We start from the raw sequence: 22,941 nt of genomic DNA on the forward strand, positions 1-22,941 counted from the left end.
TGAAATACGTTTTAACCTGATAAAAAGGCAAATAACAATGACACTTTCCTCTGTATTGCGTACTAAAGATAAAATAGGTTATGGCTTAGGCGATATGGCCAGCGCGCTGGTCTGGCAAACGGCCACGTTATTTCTTGCTTATTTCTATACCGACGTTTTTGGTTTGCCTGCCGCGATCATGGGTACCATGTTTTTAGTGGTGCGCGTGGTGGATGCGTTTGTCGACCCGTGCATTGGCGCGCTGGTTGACCGCACCCAGACGCGTCACGGTCGTTTCCGTCCCTGGCTGCTGTGGTTCGCCATTCCCTTTGGCGCAAGCTGCCTTATCACCTTCTACGTACCGGACGTGGGGCCGACGGCAAAAATTGTCTATGCCTGCGCGACCTACGCGATTTTAAGTCTGATTTACTCCGCCATAAACGTGCCTTACTGCGCCATGCCGGGCGCGCTGACGCTGGATCCGCGCGAGCGCCACTCCCTGCAGTCCTGGCGTTTTGGCCTGTCATTTATCGGCGGGCTGATCGTGACGGTTATCGCTCTGCCGCTGGTCTCACTGTTGGGCCAGGGCAACGTGCAGAAAGGCTATTTCTATGCCATGAGCCTGATGGGGCTGCTGGGGATTGTGCTGTTCTTCTGCTGCTTCCTGATGACCCGCGAGCGTTATTCCCCGCGCAATGATACCTCCGGCTCCATGCTCACCGATTTAAAACTGCTGGCCGGTAACAGCCAGTGGCGCATTGTGTTCGTGTTTAATATTTTGCTGTTAACGGCGGTGGTGACGCGCGGCTCTGCCACCATGTATTACGTTAACTATGTGCTGTTGCGCCCGGAGCTGGTTTTTGCCTTTATTGTTTCCGGAATGGTGGCCTCGTTAAGCGGCGCGTTATTATCTGAACGCCTGCTGGGTAAATTTGACCGCGTACGCGCCTATCAGTGGACGATAATTTCCTTCGTCATTTTCGGCGCGCTGATTTTCTTCCTGCCGCCTTCGCAGGTGTGGCTGATCTTTGGCCTTAACATCGTTTTTAGCTTTATTCAAAACCTCACTACGCCGCTTCAGTGGACCATGTTCTCCGATGTGGTCGACTACGAAGAGCATCGCAGCGGCCGCCGTCTGGACGGGCTGGTCTTCTCTACCGCGCTGTTCGCCATCAAGTTTGGCCTTGCGCTGGGCGGGGCGGTGGTCGGCTGGGTGCTCGGCATGGTGGATTACGCCCCGGGCCAGGCAGCCCAGGCGCCGCACGTGCTCTCCACCATTAACGCGCTGTTCACCCTTATTCCGTGCGCGCTGTTCCTCTGCATGGTGGCGCTGCTTTCCATCTACAAGCTCAACAGCCGGCTGGTGGATTCCATCGCCCGGGAGCTGGCCAGCAAGCGTGAGGTAAGACCCGACGCGGGGCAGCTCGGCCCGGCAACCCCTTCCGCACTACAGGAGTAAAATATGACTGCTATCTATAAGGACGCGGGACGTCCCGTGCACGAGCGCGTCGCCGATTTACTGGCGCGCATGACCCCGGAAGAGAAGTTCGCCCAGATGCACGCCTACTGGCTGATCCTCGATGAAAACGGCAACCACCGGGAGCGCAGCGACCTCAGCGATGAGTTCGCCGGCGTCAGCGAGCAGGCGGCGCTGAGCGAACGGCTAAAGCTGGGCGTCGGGCAGATCACCCGTCCGCTCGGCACCCACATCGTTGACGCGAAAACCGGGGTGCGCGCCGCTAACCGCCTGCAGCGCATGATGATGGAAGAGACGCGGCTCGGCATTCCGGCGTTGTTCCATGAAGAATGCCTGGTGGGGCTGCTGTGCAAAGACGCCACGCTGTTCCCGTCCTCGCTGAACTACGGCTCCACCTGGGACCCTGAACTGGTGCAGCGCGCGGCGGAGCAGATCGGTAAAGAGGCGCGTTCCGTCGGCTGCCAGCAGGGGCTGGCCCCGGTGCTGGACGTTTCCCGCGACGTGCGCTGGGGGCGAACCGAAGAGACGTTCGGGGAAGATCCCTGGCTGGTGGGCGTGATGGCAACCGCCTACGTGAAAGGGTTGCAGGGCGACAAGCGCGATCTGCTGGCGACGCTCAAGCATTACGTAGGCCACTCGTTCAGCGAAGGGGCGCGCAACCACGCCCCGGTTCATCTGGGCTTCAGCGAGCTGAACGACACCTTCCTGCTGCCGTTTGAAATGGCGGTCAAGCTGGCAAACGCCGGTTCGGTCATGCCCGCCTACCACGACATTGATAACCAGCCGGGGCACAGCGACAGCTTCCTGCTGACCACTGTCCTGCGCGAAAGGTGGGGCTTCGACGGCATTATTGTGGCGGACTACGGCGGCGTCAGCCTGCTGCACCAGCACCACGGGATTTCCCACGACGCAGCGGAGTCCGCCGCGCTTGCCTTTAACGCCGGGCTGGACGTTGAGCTGCCGAAAGACGACTGCGCGAGGCATCTGGCAGACGCCGTTGAGCGCGGGCTGATTTCCATGGCGAAGGTGGATGAGATCGTGGCGCGTACGCTGACCGAAAAATTCCGCCTCGGCCTGTTCGAGAACCCGTATGCCGATGAAAACGGCATCGATCTGCAAAATGAGATGACCCGCCAGGCGGCGCGGGAGGTGGCGACAAAATCGGTCACGCTTCTGGAAAACAACGGTATTCTGCCGCTGAACGGTAAACCCCGCGCGGCGGTGGTGGGGCCGACGGCAGACGATCCGCTGGCGTTACTCAGCGGCTACAGCTTCCCGGTGCATCTGATCATCAGCGATATGGTTGAGGAGACCTCGCAGGTGACGACCCCGCGCGCGGCGCTGGAGCAGTACCTGGGTGCATCGAACGTGCGCTACGCGAAAGGGTGCCACATTATCGAAAAACGGATGGCGGGCGCGCCGGTCTTCCCCGGCGACAGCGGCGGCAAGCCAATGCAGCAGTCTCCTGTTTCGCAAAGTACCGCACTTATCCCCGAGGCGGTCAGCGCCGCACAGGAGAGTGACGTGGTGGTGGCCTGCGTGGGCGATCTCGCCGGGCTGTTCCAGAGCGGCACGGTAGGGGAAGGCTCCGATACCGATTCCCTGAATCTGCCCGGCGTGCAGCAACGGCTGCTGGAGGCGCTGGTCGCCACCGGCAAACCGGTAATTGTTGTGATGACCGGCGGGCGCCCGTACAACCTCCAGGGGCTGGAAGATAAGGTTGCCGCGCTGATGATGGCCTGGGCACCGGGGCAGGAAGGGGGCTGGGCGATTGCCGATGTGTTAACCGGTCGCGCGGAGCCGCAGGGCCGGCTGGTGGTCAGCGTGCCGAAAAGCGCCGGGGCGATGCCGTTCTACTATAACCACAAGCTGAAAAGCGGCGGCACACCGTTTGCGTTCCATTTCGGCGCGCGTTACCCGTTTGGTTTCGGCCTCGGCTGGACGCAGTTTAGCTGGGGCACTGCCCGCGTCGCTGAAAGCAGCGTGCTGGTCGACGGTGAGGTGACGCTGAGCGTGGATATCACCAATACCGGTGAGCGCAGCGGCAGCGAAGTCGTGCAGGTCTACGTGCGGGATAAGGTCGCCAGTCAGGTGCGCCCGCTTCAGGAGCTTAAGGCCTTCCAGCGCGTTACGCTCTCGCCGGGCGAAACCGCCACGCTCACCTTCACGCTGCCGGTTGATATGTTCAACTTCACCCGTCGCGACGGCCAGCGCGTCGTTGAGCCGGGCGAGTTTGAAATTCAAATTGGCGCATCGTCGGCGGATATCCGCGAGGCGGTGACGGTCAATGTGACAGGGGAAACCCGGGTGCTGCCAGCGGAGTGGCGGATGCTCAGCGCCTGTGACGTGAAGCGCGCGTAGTCAGGATAAAAAAAAGCCCATCGTGGGAGATGGGCAAAGACTACACACAGCAATTCGTTGTTTCACTCAGGGGATTTCCATGCTTATAAATCAAGGTGTTGATTTATAACCGTGAGCTAATAGTAGGCATTGTAATTTTTAGCGTCGATCGGATTCGTCTCAATAGTTAAAGAGACGTAAAGATTTCTTGAGGATAATAGCGGACTTAATGCTGAAATGGCGGGTCTGACCAGTGCGTAACGAATAAATACTTTAGCAGTATTTAAGTATTGCGTGAAACAGTTAAGGCCGGGTAAGCGTTAGCGCCACCCGGCAAAAACTTACTGCGTGTTCTTCTCTTCCAGCTCTTCCAGCTCGCTCAGGATCGCGTCCGGGTCGGTTCCCGGCGGCGGCACTTCATGAACCCAGGCGGAGAACAGACGCCAGGTGACGGCGAGCAGCACCGGGCCAATGAACAGGCCGATCATCCCGAAGGCAATCAGTCCGCCGATAACCCCGGAGAGGATCAGGATCAGCGGCAGGTCTGCGCCCATGCGGATTAGGATTGGGCGAATCACGTTATCCATGGTGCCAACCACGCAGCTCCAGACCAGCAGAACCGTTCCCCACGTGGTATCACCCGTCCAGTAGAGCCAGATAATGCTCGGAACCAGTACCAGCAGCGGCCCCAGTTGCGCAAGGCAGGTCATCAGCATGACCACGGTAAAGACGGTGGCGTACGGCACGCCGGAAATCGCCAGGCCAATACCGCCCAGCACCGCCTGCACCAGCGCCGTCACCACAACGCCCAGGGCGACCGCGCGCACGGCCTGCGCGGCCAGCAGAACCGCGGCATCACCGCGTTTTCCCGCGAGGCGAGTGGCAAAGTGACGAACGCCTAAAGCCACCTGCTCACCGCGCCAGTAAAGCAGAGCGCTGAAGACCAGCATCAGGGTACAGTGCATCATAAAGCGGCCGATATGCGCGGCCTGGCCGACAAACCAGGTGGTGGTGGTGCCAATATACGGGCGCACTTTCGCCATCAGCGCGCTGCCGCCCATCTCCAGCAGGCTATGCCAGCCGCTGTAAAGTTTAGCGCCCACGACCGGAATGCTGTTCAGCCAGCCGAGGTCCGGCAGCGTCAGGTCGCCGCTGGTCACGGCGCGGATCACCGGGCCGCTGGAGTCGACAAGGCTGTTTACCAGCAGCGCAATCGGAATAATAAACAGCAGGAACAGCAGCAGCGTCATCACCAGCACGGCCAGGCCGCGGCGGCCAAACAGCAGCTTCTGCAAGCGCAGCAGCAAAGGCCACGTGGCGACGACAACGGTCGCAGCCCAGGCGAAGCCGAGAATAAAGGGTTGAACAATCCACAGACACGCAATAATCATGAGGGCCAGGAACAGCACCGACAGCAGAATTTGCGCAACATCCCTGGGCTGGCGAAGATTGACCATAAATGAAACTTTCCTTAAAAGAACGCCAGTACGTCTGGCGGGAATGGAAAACCGCGTTTCTCTAATCATTAGCGATATCAGCGGTTTTTGACAGGCGAATTCTGCCTGTAATTCAGCAGAGATTATAAGAAAAAAATGTGATAAAACTTTTAAGATACACGCAAACGATTCCCACAACTCTAATTAGGGTCGACAGTAATGATCCCACAGATTTCTCAGGCACCTGGCGTCGTTCAGCTGGTGCTTAATTTTTTGCAGGCACTGGAGCAACAGGGTTTTACAGGTGATACCGCCACGAACTATGCCGACAGGCTGACGATGGCAACCGATAACAGTATCTACCAGCTTCTTCCCGATGCGGTTGTTTTCCCTCGTTCAACGGCCGACGTGGCGCTTATCGCCCGGCTGGCAACGCAGGAGCGGTTTGCCTCTCTGGTCTTCACGCCGCGCGGCGGTGGCACCGGAACCAACGGCCAGGCGCTGAACCAGGGCATCATTATTGATATGTCGCGCTATATGAACCGCATCATTGAGATCAACCCTGAAGAGGGATGGGTGCGGGTTGAGGCGGGCGTGATCAAAGATCAGCTTAATCAGTACCTCAAGCCTTACGGCTACTTTTTTGCCCCAGAACTCTCCACCAGCAACCGTGCAACCATCGGGGGAATGATCAACACCGATGCCTCCGGGCAGGGGTCGCTGGTCTACGGCAAAACCTCCGATCACGTGCTGGGCGTGCGGGCGGTATTGTTAGGCGGCGACATTCTTGATACCCAGCCGATGCCGGTCGAACTGGCGGAAACGCTGGGTAAAGACAATACCGCCAGCGGGCGCATCTACCGCACCGTGCTGGAGCGCTGCCGCGACAACCGCCAGCTGATTCTCGACAAATTCCCCAAACTGAACCGCTTCTTAACGGGCTACGATCTGCGCCACGTCTTTAACGACGACCTGACGCAGTTTGATTTAACCCGTGTGCTGACCGGCTCCGAAGGGACGCTGGCGTTTATTACCGAGGCGCGGCTGGATATCACCCGCCTGCCGAAGGTGCGTCGCCTGGTGAACGTCAAATATGACTCCTTCGACTCCGCGCTGCGCAATGCGCCGTTTATGGTGGACGCGAAGGCGCTGTCGGTGGAAACCGTCGACTCGAAGGTGCTGAACCTGGCGCGGGAAGATATCGTCTGGCACTCCGTGCGCGAGCTGATTACCGACGTGCCGGATAAAGAGATGCTTGGCCTCAACATCGTGGAATTTGCCGGTGATGACGCGGAGCTGATTGAAAGCCAGGTGACGACGCTCTGTCAGCGCCTGGATGAGCTTATTGCTCAAGGCGAAGGCGGCGTGATTGGCTGGCAGCTTTGTCACGATCTGGCCGGTATCGAGCGTATTTACGCCATGCGTAAAAAAGCCGTGGGCCTGCTCGGCAATGCGAAAGGGGCGGCGAAGCCGATTCCGTTTGCCGAAGACACCTGCGTGCCGCCTGAGCATCTGGCGGATTATATCGTGGAGTTTCGCGCCCTGCTGGACGGCCACGGCCTTAGCTATGGCATGTTCGGCCACGTGGATGCCGGGGTACTGCACGTGCGTCCGGCGCTGGACATGTGCGACCCGCAGCAGGAGATCCTGATGAAGCAGATCTCCGACGACGTGGTGGCCTTGACCGCCAAATACGGCGGTCTGCTGTGGGGGGAGCATGGGAAAGGGTTCCGCGCGGAATACAGCCCGGCCTTCTTTGGGGAACAGCTTTACGCGGAGCTGCGCAAGGTGAAGGCGGCGTTCGACCCGGATAACCGCCTCAACCCGGGGAAAATCTGCCCGCCTGAAGGCGTGGACGCGCCGATGCTCCAGGTGGATGCCGTGAAGCGCGGCACGTATGACAGACAGATCCCGATTGCGGTGCGCTCGTCCTGGCGCGGCGCGATGGAGTGTAACGGCAACGGCCTGTGCTTTAACTTCGACGTGAAAAGCCCAATGTGCCCGTCAATGAAAATCACCAGCAACCGCATTCACTCGCCGAAAGGGCGTGCGACGCTGGTGCGCGAGTGGCTGCGTCTGCTGGCGGACCGCGGCGTCGATCCCCTGAAGCTGGAGCAGGAGCTGCCGGAAAAACGGGCCAGCCTGCGCTCGCTGATTGAGCGCACCCGCAACAGCTGGCATGCCAACAAGGGCGAATATGATTTCTCCCACGAGGTGAAAGAGGCGATGTCCGGCTGCCTGGCCTGTAAAGCCTGCTCTACCCAGTGCCCGATTAAAATCGACGTGCCGGAATTCCGCTCGCGCTTCCTGCAGCTCTACCACACCCGCTATCTGCGCCCGGTTCGCGACCATCTGGTGGCGACGGTAGAAAGCTACGCGCCGCTGATGGCGCGCGCGCCGAAGACCTTTAACTTCTTTATTAATCAGCCGCTGGTGCGCAAGCTCTCCGAAAAACACATCGGCATGGTCGATCTGCCGCTGCTGTCGGTGCCGTCGCTGCAGCGCCAGCTCGTCGGCCACCGCTCGGCGAACATGACCCTGGAACAGCTCGAAGCGCTTACTCCTGAGCAAAAAGCGAATGTAGTGCTGGTGGTTCAGGATCCGTTTACCAGCTATTACGACGCGCAGGTGGTCGCTGACTTCATCCGTCTGGCTGAAAAACTGGGGTATCAGCCCGTGGTGCTGCCGTTCTCGCCAAACGGCAAGGCACAGCACATTAAAGGCTTCCTGAACCGCTTTGCGAAAACGGCGCAAAAAACCGCTGATTTTCTCAACCGGATCGCTGAACTTGGAATGCCGATGGTCGGCGTCGATCCGGCGCTGGTGCTTTGCTATCGCGATGAATACAAGCAGACGCTGGGTGATAAGCGCGGCGATTTCCACGTCATGCTGGTGCACGAGTGGCTGCCGGCAGCTCTGGAAGAGAAGGCCATTCAGGAGGCTAGCGGTGAACCGTGGTATTTGTTCGGCCACTGTACGGAGGTGACGGCGCTGCCCGGCGCCCCGGCGCAGTGGGCGTCTATTTTTGCGCGCTTCGGCGCGAAGCTGGAGAGCGTCAGCGTGGGCTGCTGCGGCATGGCGGGCACCTACGGCCACGAGGTGAAAAACCACGCCAACTCGCTCGGCATCTATGAGCTCTCCTGGCATCAGGCGATGCAGCGATTGCCAAGAAACCGCTGTCTGGCGACGGGCTACTCCTGCCGCAGCCAGGTCAAACGGGTAGAGGTTAACGGCGTACGCCACCCATTACAGGCTTTACTGGAGATAATTGGATGATCTGGAAACGTGCCGTCACGCTGCAGGCGCTGAACGCCATGGGCGAGGGGAATATGGTGGGGCTGCTGGATATCCAGTTCACCCGCATTGGGGACGACGATCTGGAGGCGACGATGCCTGTCGATAGTCGCACCCATCAGCCGTTTGGCCTGCTGCACGGCGGGGCCTCCGTCGTGCTGGCGGAAACCCTGGGCTCCGTTGCGGGATATCTCTGCACCGAAGGCGAACAGAAGGTGGTCGGGCTTGAGGTGAATGCCAACCACATTCGCTCGGTGCGCAGCGGACGCGTGCGCGGTATCTGCCGCGCGCTGCACGCCGGCAGCCGCCACCAGGTGTGGCAGATTGATATTCTCGACGAGCAGGATCGCCTGTGCTGCTCGTCGCGGCTGACGACGGCGGTCGTGTAAAGTTTTCAGATGAATTGCCTTTGGTCAAAAACTAGCCAGCACGATGTGATATACTGGTCAGGATTTGTACATAAGCGAGGACATCATGGATACTGAAATAACCCCAACACAGCTGGCAATTGAATATTTACGTCGCGATAAGAGCAACCTGTCTCCGGCGCAATACCTGAAAAAGCTGAAACAGCTTGAGCTGGAGTTCACGGATTTGCTGGCGCTCTCTTCGAATGAGCTGAAAGAAGAGATCTACTTTGCCTGGCGGTTGGGCGTTCACGTCCATTGAGTGAGTGTTGTTGAATAGGCCGCGAGTGCGGCCTTTTTTGTGCCCGGAATTCAGTAGCGGGCGGGAAGCTTGTTGATCCTGATGAGTCGGCCTTCTTCTATTTCAATAAAGCCGCCGGTTTTTAAATCCGCCAGAATACGCATCACGCCGCTGCGGGAGAGCTGGGTTTTCTCCCGAATATACCTTTCCGCCGTCACGCTGCTGCGATAGCTTTCATCTTCTTCCATCAGCTTTATCAGCTGCTGGCGAATCATCTCATACGCCGTCGGCGCGCCCTGCGGCATCACGTTGTTATAAAGACGACTATATACAAACATAAGTTGTTTCGAGAGCAGCCCCCACAGCGCCTTTTCCTTGATAATTTCATTCACCCGCCCGGTGGTGAGCGTGCCTATCAGGCACGGGCTAACGGTCTTCAGGTAATCATTGAAATAAATATCTGTCAGATTAGCGAGACCGAACAGGGCGGGGCTGCGGGCCGTGGAGAGCATCATGTCGTCGCTTCTTCTGTAGATAGCGACCGTTCCCTCAAGAATTAAATAGCACATTCCCTGACCGTCGATCTGAAGATCGAGCCGCTCACCGCGAGCGGTGCGTCGCGTTGTACAATCAGGCAGTAAGTGAGAAATAAGCTCTTGTGCGTAGGGCGAGCCGCGGTGAGACGTTTCTGGAAGGGACATGGTAGCCGGTAACCTTAAAAATAACCTGGCTAATTATAGCGTTTCTCGCCCGTACAGGCACGGTGGCAATCAATATTTTCGCGGTAAATGGTGAATTTCAAGCAGAACGCCGCGCTCCATGGTGATGTACTTCCCGGTACGCAATTCCGCCAGAATACGCATAATTCCGCTACGTGAAAGATACGTCCGGCTTTTGATGTAGGCTGCCGCCGTCGTATTTTGCCGTATGGCGTCCGGCTCCTGCATCAGCTCAACAAGCTGGAACCGGATGATATCGTAGGCAGACATTTGCGATATTTGCGCGCAATGCTCGTATACCCGCGAGGCGGTATAAATAAGCAGCTTTGAAAAGTGCTCCCATAAATCATGTTGCGACACAATCTGGTTAAAGCTTTCCAGCGACACGCGGGCGATTTCCGCGGTCTCCAGCGCCCTGACGTACAGATGTTCAGAGGAGAATTGACTGCTTACGCCCAGAATAAAAGGCGCACATTCAGAATTTAACACAATGCCGTCACCCCGGCGATGAAGCGCCACGCTGCCCTGGATAAGCAAAAAGCACTGCCGAACATCATCTTTATAATAATGGACGGTTTCACCACGACTGATGATCATTCTGTTGGCCGCTGGCAACACATGTTTAATCAGCATGTCTATATGGGAGAACGGTTTTAAATCCAGAACGGAGGATTCGTTATTATTCAGTGGGGTGGTTAAACGCGTATTCATAAGTTACCTCACAGCGACTTCATGTGTGATCATTTTTTGATCTGCGAAGAGAATTATCTTAAAAATGAAGAACTCAGGGAATATTTCAGCGAGGTCTAAAAGTAGACCAAGACACTCTTGAAATCTAACCAGTTGAATAAAAAGAAAAAGTGAGGCGAGTCTAATAATAGACCTGGCGCAATAACAGATAAGATTCCCCTGAAGTAAATGTTGCTTTTTCGTTAAATTCCAGTCTACAGCTAGACCATCAAAAAGTTGTATTCACGAAAATAATTATATAAATTTTGACCAATCAGTGAGAAACGCCTTATCCCATTTATTGGGAAATAAAAAATCTGAAGAGGTTTTTTATCGGCTTTCTGCTGCACGAATCTCAGTAATAAATAAAGTGATACAGGGTAGAGCATTATGAAAAAGCAATTAATGATGGCAATGTTTGCAGCCGGTTCTGTACTGACCATGACAAATACGTTCGCAGCGGCAGGTACCGTTAATTTTAACGGTAATATTCTTGATTCTGCCTGCGATGTCGATGTGGCTTCTCAGAACCAGGTGGTAGTGCTGGGTGATTATAATAAAACGGAATTCCCGGCTGCGGGTTCCAGAACGGCTGCAACACGATTTGATATTGTACTGAAAAACTGTCCAGTTACGGTGACTAACGCAAAAGTCCGTTTCGACGGCACGCCGGATCCAACCAATGCCAACCTGCTGGCAATTGATTCGTCAGTGGCTGGGGCTGCAACAGGGGTAGCAATTAACCTGATGTCGGCGGATAAGGTCGATCTGCCGTTACACGGCAGCAACAGTTATTCCTATGTGCTCAGCAGTACGATGGATAATACGCTGAATTTTTACGCGCAGTATATATCCACTGCATCAGCGGTAACCGCCGGACCTGCAAATTCCGTGGCTAACTTCTCCGTTGTCTACAACTGATTTTCTTGACGGAAACCATTGGGGGGCCGTCTGTCGGCCCCTTTGTTATTGAGGTATAAAATGTATTTTCTGAGTAAAACTTTCATTGCCTGCGTATTTCTTTTAGCCGGTATTTCTGAAGCCACTGCTGGTGTGGTCATCGGTGGAACGCGCGTTATTTATGATGGCAATAAAAAGGAGTCTTCTATTAGCGTCACTAACCCCGACACAGCACCATATTTAATTCAGTCGTGGGTGGAATCGCAAAGCGGAAGTGCTGAGAAAACACCTTTTATTATTACGCCACCGCTCTACCGACTGGATAAAGGCCAGCAGAACGTGGAACGTATTGTACTGACAGGCCCAGTGGCCGAAGATAAAGAGTCGCTCTACTGGCTAAATATCAAATCTATTCCGGCGGCATCGCGAAAAGATAACACGCTGCAAATTGCGGTAAAAACCCGCATTAAGTTGATCTATCGTCCAGCGGCGCTGAAAGGGGTCATTCCTGAAGATCTGGCAGATAAATTAACCTGGCAGCGTAGCGGGAATCAAATCCAGGTCACTAACCCAACGAACGTGGTAATGAATTTCAATGAAATCCGCGTCAACGGTAAAAAACTGGAGGACGTAACCTATGTACTTCCCGGCGCTAGCGCACGGTTTGATTTGCCGAAAGGTATTACCGGCAGTTCGGTAACGTTCAAAATAATTAATGATTACGGCGGCACCGGAAATGTGCATAACGCCACCCTGTAATTCGCATTGTGCCAGATGTCCCCTTTATTCTCGGTATGGAGTAACGTCGTGATTAGCCATAATAAGCAGGCGGTTTTAATTAAACCGGTACTGTTAATCGCTGTCGTACTCGGTTCGGTTACCGGGACCGCTTATGCCGGCGAGTATTTTAACCCTGAGCTGATTGAACTGGATAACCCCGGCATGAAAGGCGCCGATCTTTCGGCGTTTGAGTCCGGCTCGCAGCTGCCCGGCACCTATCGCGTTGATGTGCTCATCGACGGGCAGGTTGTTGACACGCGCGAGATCAAATTTGACGCGGTAAAAAACGCGGAAGGCGAGACCTCCTTGCAGCCTTGCCTGAGCGTGGCGCTGTTGAAAAGCTGGGGGGTAAAAACCGAGCTATTCCCTGACCTGGCTTCAGGCGGCGAATGTGCGAAGCTCTCGGCGATCCCGCAGGCCTCCACGGCGTTCATTTTCAGTGCCCAGCACCTGGAGATGACGATTCCACAGGCGGCGCTGTCACCGCAGGCTCGCGGATATGTGCCGCCAGAAATGTGGGACGAGGGGATCACCGCCGCGCTGCTTAACTACAGTCTGAGCGGCTCAAACATCTGGGGACGTGACGGCAACAGCAGTAACGCGAACAGCCAGTACGCCAACCTGCGCCCGGGCATTAACGTCGGTCCGTGGCGGATCCGCAACTATTCCACCTGGAGCCGCGACAGCAGCGGCAACGACAAATGGGATACGGTCTACACCTACGTACAGCGGGCGATCGTTCCGCTCAAGGCTCAGCTTACGGCCGGCGACAGCACCTCTCCGGCTGACGTGTTCGACAGTATTCCATTCCGGGGCGCGCAGCTGGCCTCTGACGATGACATGATGCCGGACTCGTTGAAAGGGTACGCTCCGGTGGTGCGCGGTATTGCCCGCACCAACGCCCAGGTCATCATTCGCCAGAATGGCTACCAGATATACCAGAGCGACGTGGCGCCGGGCGCGTTTGAAATTACGGACATCTACCCCACTGGCGGCGCGGGTGACCTCGACGTTACCGTGAAAGAGAGCGACGGCAGCGAGCAGCACTTTTCCGTGGCCTTTGCTTCACTGCCGGTGTTGCAGCGTGAAGGGCGCTTTAAGTATGCGTTAACCGCAGGCCAGTACCGATCCTATAGCAGCGACGTTGATAAAACCCCGTTCGCACAGTTGACCGGGATCTACGGCCTGCCGCATGGCCTGACGCTCTACGGCGGTTTCCAGGAGTCGAGCAAGTATCGCTCTCTGGCGGCAGGGATCGGTAAAAACATGGGCGACTTTGGCGCCTTCTCGACGGATGTCACCCAGGCGTGGTCAACCCCGCAAAACCTGCCGGGAAGCAGCGGCCAGTCCTGGCGCATTCGCTACAGCAAAAACTTTGTTGAGACGGGAACCAACTTCGCCATCGCGGGCTACCGCTATTCAACCAGCGGCTACTACGGGATGCAGGAGGTGCTGGATTCCTATGGCGACAGCAGCGCGCTGCAGGACCGCCGTCGTAACCGCGCCGAGCTGACGATGAGCCAAAACATCGGTCAGAGCCTGGGATCGCTCATGCTCAGCGCCGTACGTGAAGATTACTGGAATTCCGGTAAGGCCACGGCGTCTTACAGCGCCGGGTATAACAATGCGTGGGGAAGCGTGAACTATGGGATCACCTATACCTACAGTAAAAACGGCAGCACTGACGGCAACGGTCGTTCAACCCGCAACGATACGGATCGGCAGATTGCACTGAACGTCAGCGTGCCGTTAGCGGCCTTCCTGCCGCGTACCTGGGCCAATTACAGCATGAACGCCAGCAGGAACAACGGCACGACGCATAGCGTCGGCCTTAACGGTACCGCGCTGGAAAACAACGCGCTCAGCTGGAACGTGCAGCAAGGTTACGGAACGGATTCCGTGGGGTATACCGGCAATGCCAGCGCTGATTTTAAAGGTACCTATGGTGAAGTCTATGGGGGGTACGGTTACGACAAAGGCGGCGATCGTCTGAACTATGGGTTACAGGGTGGGATCGTTGCCCACGCCGACGGGGTGACCTTCTCGCAGCCTCTGGGTGAAACCAACGTGCTGATAAAAGCACCCGGCGCGAAAGGGGTAAGCATCCAGAATCAGAGCGGCGCAAAAACCGACTGGCGTGGCTACACCGCGGTGAGCAACCTGACGCCGTACCGTAAGAACGACGTGGCGCTGATGACCGATACGCTACCGGATGACGTGGAGCTCGAGCTGACCAACAAGACGGTGATACCGACCCGCGGTGCGGTGGTCAGGGCGGATTATGTGGCAAATGTCGGGATGCGGGTGTTGATGACGCTTAAGTACCGTAATGGCCAGCCGGTTCCGTTTGGCGCTATCGCCACCATCAAAGGGCAGAGCGGGAACAGCTTTATTGTGGGAGATAAAGGCCAGGTTTATTTGACGGGGTTAAGTCCAAACGGAACGTTATGGGTTAAATGGGGTAGTGATAATTCAGAACAATGTCAGGTTAACTATGCGATTACTGAAAAAGAGAGATCCAACAGTATCCCTGACGTTGTTTATGATTGTCGTTGAGGATGAGTTATGTATTCAGCAAATAAATATCGGCCGTATGGGCAAATCATTTTTCTGGCACTGTTAGGGTTATGCTCACTACGTGCTGAAGCAGACTGTACGTTTGGGGGCAGTGGATTTAATCCAGCACAACCGTTCAATATACAGCAGCCTGCCGTGACGGTTCAGCGCGATGCTCCCGTTGGCACAGTGATAAGTAGCTTTATCACCAATAGCAGCGGTGATATTGATCTCTGCGTCGGTTCGGGAACGATTACCTATGAAATGAGTATGTTCAGTACGCCTTCGTCAATAGCGAATTATTATAATACAAATGTGCCTGGCGTGGGTATTGCGTTAAAATTCACCTCTGCAAGCTGGTATTTTTCAAAGGTCAGGCAATATACAAATTCGACGCCGACACAGACAGTTGTTTCCCCTCTGGAGGTAACTTTAATAAAGACAGGGAATATTACGTCAGGCGTGATAGGCTCCGGACTGCTGGCAACGGCCCATGGTGATGATAACGTTCAGTCGTTAACGGTTAACTATATTGGTAACAAAGTGACGCAATTAGCATGCTCAATAACAACGCCTGGATTAAGTTTTCCTATCGGTGATATTTCAGCATCGGCTTTTGGCAACGCTGTCGGCACTATTCCTTCTGGCGCTCAAAACACGCAGAATCTGGGCCTCGACTGCGATGCGGATGCGAATATTAATGTCATGCTGCAGGGAATGCAAAACCCTGACGTTAGTACTACCAGCGTATTAGCCTTGACCGGTCAGGGAAACGCGGATGTGGCGAAAGGCGTCGGCGTGCAATTGTTATATAATGGAGCGCCTTTAGAATTAAATAACCGAATTGTTTTGAAGCAATCCGCTGGCGGCCAGGAAACTTTCCCGATAACTGCCCGCTATTATCAAACGCAGGCGAATGTTTCAACCGGTAAAGCCAACGCATCAGCAACTCTTGATTTAACGTATCAGTAATGGATAAGACGATGAATATTTTGCGAGCGGCAGCGCTTGCCGCCACGTTAATAAGCTGCAATACCTTTGCGGGAGACGCTGTTAATATTAGCGTTACCGGCAATATTATTGCTTCTCCCTGCATATTTAACGGCGGGAATGACAACATGGATATTGATCTCGGCAATATACAGGCATCAAACATGGCCACGCCGGGGTCATCATCCGATCCTGTGCCGTTTAACCTGCTGTTTACCCAGTGTCCGACAGGAACGAGCAGCGTGACGGTTTCATTTACCGGAAACCCCGATCCCGTCGCGGGGGCGGATTACTATATGAACAGCGGTTCGGCCACGAATGTCGCGGTTGCGATGAGTGAAGCGGCAAGCGGTACATTAAAAGGTACCGGGACAAGCATTACGCAGACAATTTCAGCGGACAGAACCGCGACGATGGCCATGCTGGCATCGGTCAGATCCTTTACCGGCGGCGCGACGCCGGGAAGCATCAGCGCAGTCGTTGTCATGACGATGCAGTACAACTAATCAGTTGATGGGTTGATATTTCTTAATGATTGACAGATGTCGGTAACTGCTATGTTGAATATTCTGATTATAGAGAAAGATTCATTTTTCAGAGATGGGTTGCAGCGTTTTCTTGTAGATTTCTTCACGCATAATTTCAGGCATTCGCTCCATTTTGACGTTGAGCTTTCTCATGAATATGTCAGCGCCGCCGATATTATTTTTCTCGCGTTATGTCAGGGGGAAAACCTGACCTGTTATCCAGAATTACTGGCGCGAAAAAAAGGGATTGTGATTGGCCTTGTCGAGGATGAGCAACGTTTCTCGGCATGTCCGTCCTGTTATCAGGATATGATATTTATCTCTCGGCGCACCTCGCTTGACAGAATGACCGAGGCGCTGTTTATCGCCTGGTATCGTACGCAATTACCCAGCTTTCGCTGGAAGAATAAAAGCTGCGAAGAATGCCAGCATAAAATATTATCTGTGCAGCAGATTCGCGTTATGGTGCATTTTTACAGAGGGTTATCGGTAGGGCAGATTGCGAATAAGCTTAACACCAGTGATAAAACCATTTTCACCCATAAATATCTGCTGATGCAGAAATTCGACCTGCGCAGCGATTTTGAACTCATGGCCCTGATTCACCGGATGGTAGAGAAAAATGCCTGTCCGAACCGGTTGCGTGATTATCTGACTAACAGCTGATAACCCGCAGTACGGCTAAAGCGTGGCGCTGTTGCCGGGTGGCGCTGACGCCACCCGGCAGGTGCATCAGACGTTCACGGCATTAATCAATCGCGTTTTCATCGTCTGGTAAGACGACGCCGCAAAATCCTCCGCCCAGCGCTGGTCCTCAATGGCCTCCAGCTGCACCGCACAATACTTTGTCTCCGGCGTTTTTGAGACGGGGTCGAGATTATCCTGCGTTAATTCGTTACAGGCCCCGATCCACCACTGATAGGTCATATAGACCGCCCCGGCGTTGATGCGCTCGCTAAGGCTGGCGCGGGTGATGACTTTACCCCGGCGCGAACGTACCCAGACCAGCTGGCCGTCGGTAATACCCAGTCTGTTCGCATCGGCAGGATTCACCTGCACCCGTCCCGGCTCATCGGCGAGGCTTTGCAGCGCGGCGCAGTTACCCGTCATCGAGCGGCAGGAGTAGTGCCCAACTTCGCGCACCGTGCAGAGCACCAGCGGGTAATCATCATCGGGCGTCTCTGCCGGCGCGCGCCACGGCGCGGCAAACAGTTGCCCCTTGCCTGTTGGCGTATCAAACTGATTGTTTTTGTACAGGTACGGCGTGCCGGGGTGATCGAGCGTCGGGCACGGCCACTGCACGTGGCCCATCTCGCCCATTTTTTCATACGTCACGCCGTAGAAGAGAGGGCACAGCTCGCGCATCTCGTCCCAGATCTGCTGGTTATCATCGTAGTGCATCGGGTAGCCCATCTCGGTGGCGAGCAGGCTGACGATCTCCCAGTCGCGCTTCACGTTGCCTTTGGCCTCAATGGCTTTGCCAAAACGCTGGAAACCCCGGTCGGCGCAGGTAAAGACGCCGCCGTGCTCGCCCCATGAGGTGGCTGGGAGCAGAACGTCCGCCGCTTCCGCCGTTTTGGTCATAAAGATGTCCTGAACCACCACGAAGTCAAGCGCCTCGAAACCGCTGCGGACCAGGCCGAGATCGGCTTCCGTCTGGAGCGGATCTTCCCCCATGATGTAATAGGCTTTAACCTTGCCTTCCAGCGCAAGGTGAGGCACTTCGGTAATGCGCGTCCCGACGCGATCGTCCATGTTATTCACGTCAATCCCCCAGGCGTCGGCGAACTTCTGCCTGACAGCCGGATCGGTCACATCCTGATAGCCGGGGAACATATTCGGCAGAACGCCCATATCGCAGGCGCCCTGAACATTGTTTTGCCCGCGCACGGGACCGACACCGACGGCAGGGCGGCCGAGGTTGCCGGTCAGCAGCGCCAGGCTGGAAAGCCCTTTGACGACATCGACGGCCTGGCCAAACTGGGTCACGCCCATACCCCACATTACGGTGGCGGAAGGGGCCGCTGCGAAGGTGCGCATTGCCTGACGAACGTCGCGGGCGGGGATGCCGGTGAGGTGTTCTACGCGCTCCGGGGCATACTCTTTTACCGTCTGCCGATAGGCCTCTAGCCCCTCCGTAAACCGCGCGACGTAGCTCTTGTCGTACAGCTCCTCTTCCAGCAGCACATAGCCAAAGGCGTTCACCAGCGCCATGTTGCTGCCGTTTTTCAACTGCAGGTGCTGGTCGGCAATGCGCGCCGTTTCGATGCGGCGCGGGTCGCAGACGATGATTTTCGCGCCGTTTTCACGGGCTTTTAGCACGCGCCGGGCGACGATAGGGTGGGAGTCTGCGCAGTTATAGCCAAATACCAGCAGGCATTTGGAGTGTTCAATATCGTTGATAGAGTTGCTCATCGCACCGTTGCCGAGGGTCTCCTGTAGCCCGGCGACGGAAGGACCGTGACAAACGCGCGCGCAGCAGTCGACGTTGTTGGTGTGCAGCACCGCGCGGGCAAATTTTTGCATCACGTAGTTGGTTTCATTCCCGGTTCCGCGCGACGAACCGGTGGTCATAATCGAACGCGGGCCGAACTGGGCTTTAATGCTGCCGAGCTTCTGGGCCGTGTAGCGGATAGCCTCCTCCCAGGTCACGGGAGTGAAGGCCTCTCCCTTGCGGTAGCGGATCATCGGCTGGGTCAGACGTGGGGTGAGCAGGCGAGTATCGTTAAGGAAGTCCCAGCCGTAAAATCCTTTCAGGCATAGTGTGCCCTGGTTTGTGGCTCCCTCTGCCGCTTCGGCACGGATGATACGGTTATTCTCAACAACAAGGTTTAGTTTGCAGCCTGCACCACAGTAAGGGCAGACGCTGGCGATTTTTTTCATCAATAACAGACCTGTTAATAAATGAAGCAAAATGACTGGTAAGCCCAGTCCCGTAACAGGGAGTAAGCAGAAACCATGCCATCTTTATTGCGCTTATTTTACAGGGGGTTATGAAGAGAGGGGGATGTCATCGTCAAAATGTTCGTCAGTTCTGACGATGACATGAGTGCTGAATGGCAGGAGGGTTAAACGTCATCCATGGTGTAGCCCACAACGATTTCAAGCGTCTTACGAATAACATCCGCCTGAACAACGTCGCTGGTCGCTTCCAGCGTCTGAATAAGCCACAGGATGATCGCTTTGTTAGAAATATGACCTTCAGAGGCCAGAACACAGCGTACTGCAGTAGAAAAAATAGCGGACTCTTCAGCAAAACGATCGCCTGCGTGACGGAAATATTCCGCCAGCGCACTGTCTAAAAAAGCAGAATGGTATTCGGGTTGCAGCCGAATATTTTGTCTCATTTGATCTCACCGTAGCTGTTAAAATGCAGTCAATGTATTTTTTTGGGATCGGACGGTTTTCCCTTTCCAAACAACGACACTACATTGCCTCTGTTATCATTGAGAGGTCCCTCTCTGCTCATTCGTCCTTGCGCGGTTCTGCGACGTTTTAATCCGAGGCTTTTTGATCCGATATCGGAAATCGCCTTCGCCAGTGTCTCCCGCCGCCGGGGATTCTTTTCATGTGCTTTCATATGCCGCAGACGCTGGACCAGAGCTTCAGTTGTAACGGGGCCACGCTCTCTCAACAGAGAAAGAACGGCTTCGCCTATCAACTGATCGGTCAGTTTGTCCGCGTCACTGCTGTTCATCACGTTATCGTTCGAAGAGCAGGCCAAGCAGCATGTGGTAATGCTGTTCCTCTTCTGGGCCCTCGGCCCTTTCAAGGCGACTTAACAGTTTGGTACAGAGCGATTTGCGATTGAGATTTCGCCCGTCGCTAAGGATCTCAACAACGACCTGACCCAGCGTTTCCTGTTGAGTAGGAAGCGTGGCTTTTTCGAAGTACTGTGCGATTGCTGCTGCGGAATCTGCGACGTAACCTTTCTGCTGCATGTTTCGCTCCTGTAAAATTTTGTAATCAGTAACGTTACATTTAAGGTATACACATTTTCTAAATCTGTACATGAAAAATGTACAGATTTTTAATAAAATCAGGATATATTTTATAAATAACATATTTATCAGTAAGTTATTTGTTGTTCACGAAACGGTAATGCTACAGAATATATTGTACAAATTGCATGGTCGCTGTTAAGTTGTACAACGCTTTTGAGCGTGCCATTAACGGCAGTAAATGATTGAGATGTAAATTATTTGTGAGGCAATTAATGTGCTATAAGAGAAGTCTCTCCACATGTTTTTGTGGTCAAAACCCTTAACCCCCAGGAATCGCATGCTTACAACCATCATTTACCGCAGTCATATCTGCGAGGACGTTCCAGTGAAAGCGCTGGAAGCTATGGTCGCTGCTGCAAATAGTAAAAACCGGCAAGCCAACGTCACGGGGATCTTGCTGTTTAACGGCACACATTTTTTTCAGTTGCTTGAGGGGCCAGTGGATCATGTTTCTGCTATTTATGAGGAGATCTGTAACGACCCGCGCCACCATAACGTGGTAGAGCTGATGCGGGATCACGGGCCTGTTCGTCGTTTTGGCAAGGTGGGCATGGAGCTTTTTGATTTGCGCCAGTTCGACAGAAGCGAGGTGCTGCAACAGGTGCTGAACAAGGGAACCACACGCTATCAGCTGACCTACAACGACCGTCCGCTGCAGTTTTTCCGTACCTTTGTCGAGGCCACGGAAAAAGCTAACTATTTTGAACTGCCGCCAGCGGATTCCTGGGAGTTCGTTCGCGAAGAAACGCGGTTGTCAGCGCAACCCGAGGTGGTCGCGAAAGGAGCGGATTGCAGCTTTGCCTTCCAGCCGATAGTCGATCCGTTTATGCAGCGGGTCGTCTCCTGGGAGGCGCTTCTCCGCACGCCTGACGGCGGCGCACCGGAAGTCTACTTCGCCAATCTGCCGCGTGACGACGTGTATACCTCTGATTTGCGCAGCAAGCAGGTGGCACTCTCAATGGCCAGCGCGCTCGGGCTGCAGAACCAGACGTTATCTCTCAACCTGCTGCCTATGACGCTGGTTAACATTCCTAACGCCGTAGATTTCCTGCTCACCGCGATTGAAGCAAACGGTTTTGTCCCTGAGCAAATTGTGGTGGAGTTTACTGAAAGTGAAGCCATTTCCCGTTTTGACGAGTTCACGGATTCAGTCAGACAGCTAAAAAGTGCGGGCATCAGCGTGACGATCGACCACTTTGGAGCCGGTTTTGCGGGACTACAGCTACTGGCCCAATTCCAGCCCGACAGAATTAAGATTAATCGCGATCTCGTCGCCAACGTGCACAAAAGTGGCCCTCGACAGGCCATCATTCAGGCGATTATCAAATGCTGTTCCTCGCTTGAAATTCAGTTCTGCGCGGTCGGCGTGGAGAAGGCAGAAGAGTGGATGTGGCTGGAATCTGCGGGCATTTCCCAGTTCCAGGGCCATCTCTTTGCCAGCCCCCGGCATGGCGGAATTCCGGCGATTGCATGGCCGGAGAAAAAATTCGATTTCTGATAAAGCTGTACAGAATTCGGCAGACTTAGCTGTACGAGAAGCAAATTTTAGACAACAATGTATTAACAGGTGAAGGGAGAACGACACCTTTCACCTGGGCAAAATGCGGTCTTAGTTATACAAATGGTTTGTACAATCTGATAAGGTTGGTGTAGTTAGGTATGGAAGTTCTGAGCGTGAGGGAGTTAATGGCCTATTACAGTATCGGCGAAGTGGCCGAACGATGCGGTATCAACCCCGTTACGCTGCGTGCCTGGCAGCGACGTTATGGATTGTTGAAGCCGCAGCGCAGCGAAGGGGGTCATCGTCAGTTTGACGATGAAGATATCCTGCGTATTGAAGAGATCAAGCGCCTGATGAAAAGCGGCGTTTCGGTCGGAAAAGTAAAAGACTTGCTGGAAAACAAAGAAGTCCTGACTCAGGGTAACTGGGTCTCGTTCCAGGAAGAGATGATGACCGTTCTGCGTTATGCCAGCCCGGCAAAGCTGCGTGCCAAAATCGGCGAATTCCGCCGCAATCACGCCATGGATGCGCTGATTGATAACATCATTTCCCCCGTCCGTCAGCGAATGAATCAGGATCAAAATACGGTACGCCACATGGCGAGCATGCTTGACGGTATCCTGATTGAATTCGCGGTTCTCAGCCTGGCGGAGTCGCGCAAAAAAGCGGGTAAAGATGCGTTGCTTATCGGCTGGGAATGCGATGACCGTACTCATCTGTGGCTTGAAGCCGCGCGGCTGGCGCAGCAAGGCTGGCACATTGACGTGCTGGCGGACCCGATTGATTCCCCGCGTCCTGAACTCTTCCCGGGGCAAAAAATCTTCGTCTGGACGGGAAAAACGCCAACACCGCGTCAGCAGGAACAGCTCGATCACTGGCGTGAGCAGGGTTTTACCGTTTCATTTCATCAATAATAATCAGAGGCCTTGAGGGCCTTTTTTGTTTTAGTCACTTCCAGAACAAAAGCTATCTCAAAAATAGGCATTTCCGATACATATTTTACTTTTCCCCTCTTCGCTGTTTTCTCCGTTAGATAATCCATTAATTTTCAAAGCATTGAA

General features: G+C 54.7%; 20 protein-coding genes and 1 other RNA gene. 13 read left to right on the top strand and 8 right to left on the bottom strand.

Features of this window, described 5'->3' with window-relative positions:
* Nucleotides 1–37: 37 nt before the first annotated feature.
* Both USG84_RS03765 and USG84_RS03770 read left to right on the top strand, forming a co-directional pair.
* A complete protein-coding gene (locus USG84_RS03765; RefSeq protein ID WP_151413235.1) occupies nt 38–1,438 on the top strand; it encodes an MFS transporter in 1,401 nt (466 codons plus the stop codon).
* Between the two features lie 3 nt (nt 1,439–1,441).
* Entirely contained in the window at nt 1,442–3,817 is a 2,376-nt protein-coding gene (locus USG84_RS03770; protein ID WP_253541653.1) for a glycoside hydrolase family 3 N-terminal domain-containing protein, read from the top strand.
* 5 nt (nt 3,818–3,822) lie between these two features.
* Here the strand turns inward: USG84_RS03770 and rprA are convergent.
* Together rprA and ydiK are read right to left on the bottom strand one after the other, a co-directional pair.
* Nucleotides 3,823–3,930: antisense sRNA RprA (rprA, locus tag USG84_RS03775), an RNA gene on the bottom strand.
* Nucleotides 3,931–4,137: 207 nt separating this feature from the next.
* Nucleotides 4,138–5,253 carry an AI-2E family transporter YdiK gene (ydiK, locus tag USG84_RS03780; RefSeq protein ID WP_253541656.1) on the bottom strand — a complete coding sequence of 372 codons (1,116 nt, stop codon included), beginning with the start codon at nt 5,251–5,253 and terminating at the stop codon, nt 4,138–4,140.
* A 198-nt stretch (nt 5,254–5,451) separates the two neighbouring features.
* Between ydiK and USG84_RS03785 the strand changes: the two genes are divergently transcribed.
* The 3 genes from USG84_RS03785 to USG84_RS03795 all read left to right on the top strand — a co-directional run bounded on the left by USG84_RS03785 (nt 5,452) and on the right by USG84_RS03795 (nt 9,195).
* A complete protein-coding gene (locus USG84_RS03785) occupies nt 5,452–8,508 on the top strand; it encodes an FAD-binding and (Fe-S)-binding domain-containing protein (protein WP_320738165.1) in 3,057 nt (1,018 codons plus the stop codon).
* Nucleotides 8,505–8,915: a 1,4-dihydroxy-2-naphthoyl-CoA hydrolase gene (gene menI / locus USG84_RS03790; RefSeq protein WP_151413236.1), complete on the top strand. Its 411-nt coding sequence runs from the start codon at nt 8,505–8,507 to the stop codon at nt 8,913–8,915. Before USG84_RS03785 ends, menI begins: the two co-directional genes overlap by 4 nt.
* 85 nt (nt 8,916–9,000) lie before the next feature.
* The gene (locus USG84_RS03795) at nt 9,001–9,195 is read left to right on the top strand and encodes a YdiH family protein (RefSeq protein WP_003857766.1); all 195 of its coding nucleotides are present in this window, start codon (nt 9,001–9,003) and stop codon (nt 9,193–9,195) included.
* Nucleotides 9,196–9,245: 50 nt separating this feature from the next.
* On the opposite strand, the gene USG84_RS03800 is transcribed toward USG84_RS03795, so the two are convergent.
* Complete coding sequence (locus tag USG84_RS03800; RefSeq protein ID WP_151413237.1) at nt 9,246–9,875, bottom strand: helix-turn-helix domain-containing protein; 630 nt, start codon at nt 9,873–9,875, stop codon at nt 9,246–9,248.
* 69 nt (nt 9,876–9,944) lie between these two features.
* Entirely contained in the window at nt 9,945–10,604 is a 660-nt protein-coding gene (locus USG84_RS03805; RefSeq protein WP_061098468.1) for a helix-turn-helix domain-containing protein, read from the bottom strand.
* A gap of 408 nt (nt 10,605–11,012) precedes the next feature.
* Between USG84_RS03805 and USG84_RS03810 the strand changes: the two genes are divergently transcribed.
* Genes USG84_RS03810 through USG84_RS03835 form a run of 6 tightly spaced genes read left to right on the top strand, consistent with a single transcriptional unit; the run spans nt 11,013 to nt 17,041 of the window.
* The gene (locus tag USG84_RS03810) at nt 11,013–11,543 is read left to right on the top strand and encodes a fimbrial protein (RefSeq protein WP_061098467.1); all 531 of its coding nucleotides are present in this window, start codon (nt 11,013–11,015) and stop codon (nt 11,541–11,543) included.
* Nucleotides 11,544–11,603: 60 nt separating this feature from the next.
* The gene (locus USG84_RS03815; protein ID WP_151413238.1) at nt 11,604–12,281 is read left to right on the top strand and encodes a molecular chaperone; all 678 of its coding nucleotides are present in this window, start codon (nt 11,604–11,606) and stop codon (nt 12,279–12,281) included.
* A 51-nt stretch (nt 12,282–12,332) separates the two neighbouring features.
* A complete protein-coding gene (locus tag USG84_RS03820) occupies nt 12,333–14,858 on the top strand; it encodes a fimbria/pilus outer membrane usher protein (RefSeq protein WP_414146784.1) in 2,526 nt (841 codons plus the stop codon).
* Nucleotides 14,859–14,867: 9 nt separating this feature from the next.
* Nucleotides 14,868–15,830: a fimbrial protein gene (locus USG84_RS03825; protein ID WP_151413240.1), complete on the top strand. Its 963-nt coding sequence runs from the start codon at nt 14,868–14,870 to the stop codon at nt 15,828–15,830.
* 11 nt (nt 15,831–15,841) lie between these two features.
* Nucleotides 15,842–16,354 (top strand): fimbrial protein, encoded by a 513-nt coding sequence (locus tag USG84_RS03830; protein ID WP_151413241.1) that lies wholly within the window; start codon nt 15,842–15,844, stop codon nt 16,352–16,354.
* Nucleotides 16,355–16,405: 51 nt separating this feature from the next.
* A complete protein-coding gene (locus tag USG84_RS03835) occupies nt 16,406–17,041 on the top strand; it encodes a helix-turn-helix transcriptional regulator (RefSeq protein ID WP_151413242.1) in 636 nt (211 codons plus the stop codon).
* Nucleotides 17,042–17,107: 66 nt separating this feature from the next.
* Here USG84_RS03835 and fdhF read toward each other — a convergent pair whose 3' ends face one another.
* The 4 genes from fdhF to ycgZ form a co-directional block, all read right to left on the bottom strand.
* Entirely contained in the window at nt 17,108–19,258 is a 2,151-nt protein-coding gene (gene fdhF / locus USG84_RS03840) for a formate dehydrogenase subunit alpha (RefSeq protein WP_253541668.1), read from the bottom strand.
* Between the two features lie 185 nt (nt 19,259–19,443).
* Nucleotides 19,444–19,722, bottom strand: a complete 279-nt coding sequence (locus USG84_RS03845) for a biofilm/acid-resistance regulator YmgB/AriR (RefSeq protein WP_320738166.1) — start codon at nt 19,720–19,722, stop codon at nt 19,444–19,446.
* Nucleotides 19,723–19,751: 29 nt separating this feature from the next.
* Nucleotides 19,752–20,072 carry a hypothetical protein gene (locus USG84_RS03850; protein ID WP_151413244.1) on the bottom strand — a complete coding sequence of 107 codons (321 nt, stop codon included), beginning with the start codon at nt 20,070–20,072 and terminating at the stop codon, nt 19,752–19,754.
* Between the two features lie 4 nt (nt 20,073–20,076).
* The gene (ycgZ, locus tag USG84_RS03855) at nt 20,077–20,316 is read right to left on the bottom strand and encodes a regulatory protein YcgZ (protein WP_028012861.1); all 240 of its coding nucleotides are present in this window, start codon (nt 20,314–20,316) and stop codon (nt 20,077–20,079) included.
* A 340-nt stretch (nt 20,317–20,656) separates the two neighbouring features.
* Here ycgZ and USG84_RS03860 point away from each other — a divergent pair, with 340 nt between their 5' ends.
* Together USG84_RS03860 and USG84_RS03865 are read left to right on the top strand one after the other, a co-directional pair.
* On the top strand, nt 20,657–21,877 hold the full coding sequence (locus USG84_RS03860; protein ID WP_151413245.1) for a diguanylate phosphodiesterase: 1,221 nt from the start codon (nt 20,657–20,659) through the stop codon (nt 21,875–21,877).
* Nucleotides 21,878–22,065: 188 nt separating this feature from the next.
* Nucleotides 22,066–22,794, top strand: coding sequence for a MerR family transcriptional regulator (locus USG84_RS03865; protein WP_151413246.1), 729 nt, complete (start codon nt 22,066–22,068; stop codon nt 22,792–22,794).
* Nucleotides 22,795–22,941: the final 147 nt, after the last annotated feature.

Source organism: Enterobacter sp. 168J2 (genome assembly GCF_034107265.1).
Lineage (GTDB): Bacteria > Pseudomonadota > Gammaproteobacteria > Enterobacterales > Enterobacteriaceae > Enterobacter > Enterobacter nematophilus.

Excerpts from the sequence above, each read along its gene's own strand:
- USG84_RS03795 (WP_003857766.1), top strand. The coding sequence starts at position 9,001 with ATGGATACTGAAATAACCCCAACACAGCTGGCAATTGAATATTTACGT.
- ydiK (WP_253541656.1), bottom strand. The coding sequence starts at position 5,253 with ATGGTCAATCTTCGCCAGCCCAGGGATGTTGCGCAAATTCTGCTGTCG.
- USG84_RS03815 (WP_151413238.1), top strand. The coding sequence starts at position 11,604 with ATGTATTTTCTGAGTAAAACTTTCATTGCCTGCGTATTTCTTTTAGCC.
- fdhF (WP_253541668.1), bottom strand. The coding sequence starts at position 19,258 with ATGAAAAAAATCGCCAGCGTCTGCCCTTACTGTGGTGCAGGCTGCAAA.
- USG84_RS03810 (WP_061098467.1), top strand. The coding sequence starts at position 11,013 with ATGAAAAAGCAATTAATGATGGCAATGTTTGCAGCCGGTTCTGTACTG.
- ycgZ (WP_028012861.1), bottom strand. The coding sequence starts at position 20,316 with ATGCAGCAGAAAGGTTACGTCGCAGATTCCGCAGCAGCAATCGCACAG.
- USG84_RS03865 (WP_151413246.1), top strand. The coding sequence starts at position 22,066 with ATGGCCTATTACAGTATCGGCGAAGTGGCCGAACGATGCGGTATCAAC.
- USG84_RS03800 (WP_151413237.1), bottom strand. The coding sequence starts at position 9,875 with ATGTCCCTTCCAGAAACGTCTCACCGCGGCTCGCCCTACGCACAAGAG.
- USG84_RS03765 (WP_151413235.1), top strand. The coding sequence starts at position 38 with ATGACACTTTCCTCTGTATTGCGTACTAAAGATAAAATAGGTTATGGC.
- menI (WP_151413236.1), top strand. The coding sequence starts at position 8,505 with ATGATCTGGAAACGTGCCGTCACGCTGCAGGCGCTGAACGCCATGGGC.
- USG84_RS03785 (WP_320738165.1), top strand. The coding sequence starts at position 5,452 with ATGATCCCACAGATTTCTCAGGCACCTGGCGTCGTTCAGCTGGTGCTT.
- USG84_RS03805 (WP_061098468.1), bottom strand. The coding sequence starts at position 10,604 with ATGAATACGCGTTTAACCACCCCACTGAATAATAACGAATCCTCCGTT.
- USG84_RS03850 (WP_151413244.1), bottom strand. The coding sequence starts at position 20,072 with ATGAACAGCAGTGACGCGGACAAACTGACCGATCAGTTGATAGGCGAA.
- USG84_RS03830 (WP_151413241.1), top strand. The coding sequence starts at position 15,842 with ATGAATATTTTGCGAGCGGCAGCGCTTGCCGCCACGTTAATAAGCTGC.
- USG84_RS03860 (WP_151413245.1), top strand. The coding sequence starts at position 20,657 with ATGCTTACAACCATCATTTACCGCAGTCATATCTGCGAGGACGTTCCA.
- USG84_RS03835 (WP_151413242.1), top strand. The coding sequence starts at position 16,406 with ATGTTGAATATTCTGATTATAGAGAAAGATTCATTTTTCAGAGATGGG.
- USG84_RS03825 (WP_151413240.1), top strand. The coding sequence starts at position 14,868 with ATGTATTCAGCAAATAAATATCGGCCGTATGGGCAAATCATTTTTCTG.
- USG84_RS03770 (WP_253541653.1), top strand. The coding sequence starts at position 1,442 with ATGACTGCTATCTATAAGGACGCGGGACGTCCCGTGCACGAGCGCGTC.
- USG84_RS03845 (WP_320738166.1), bottom strand. The coding sequence starts at position 19,722 with ATGAGACAAAATATTCGGCTGCAACCCGAATACCATTCTGCTTTTTTA.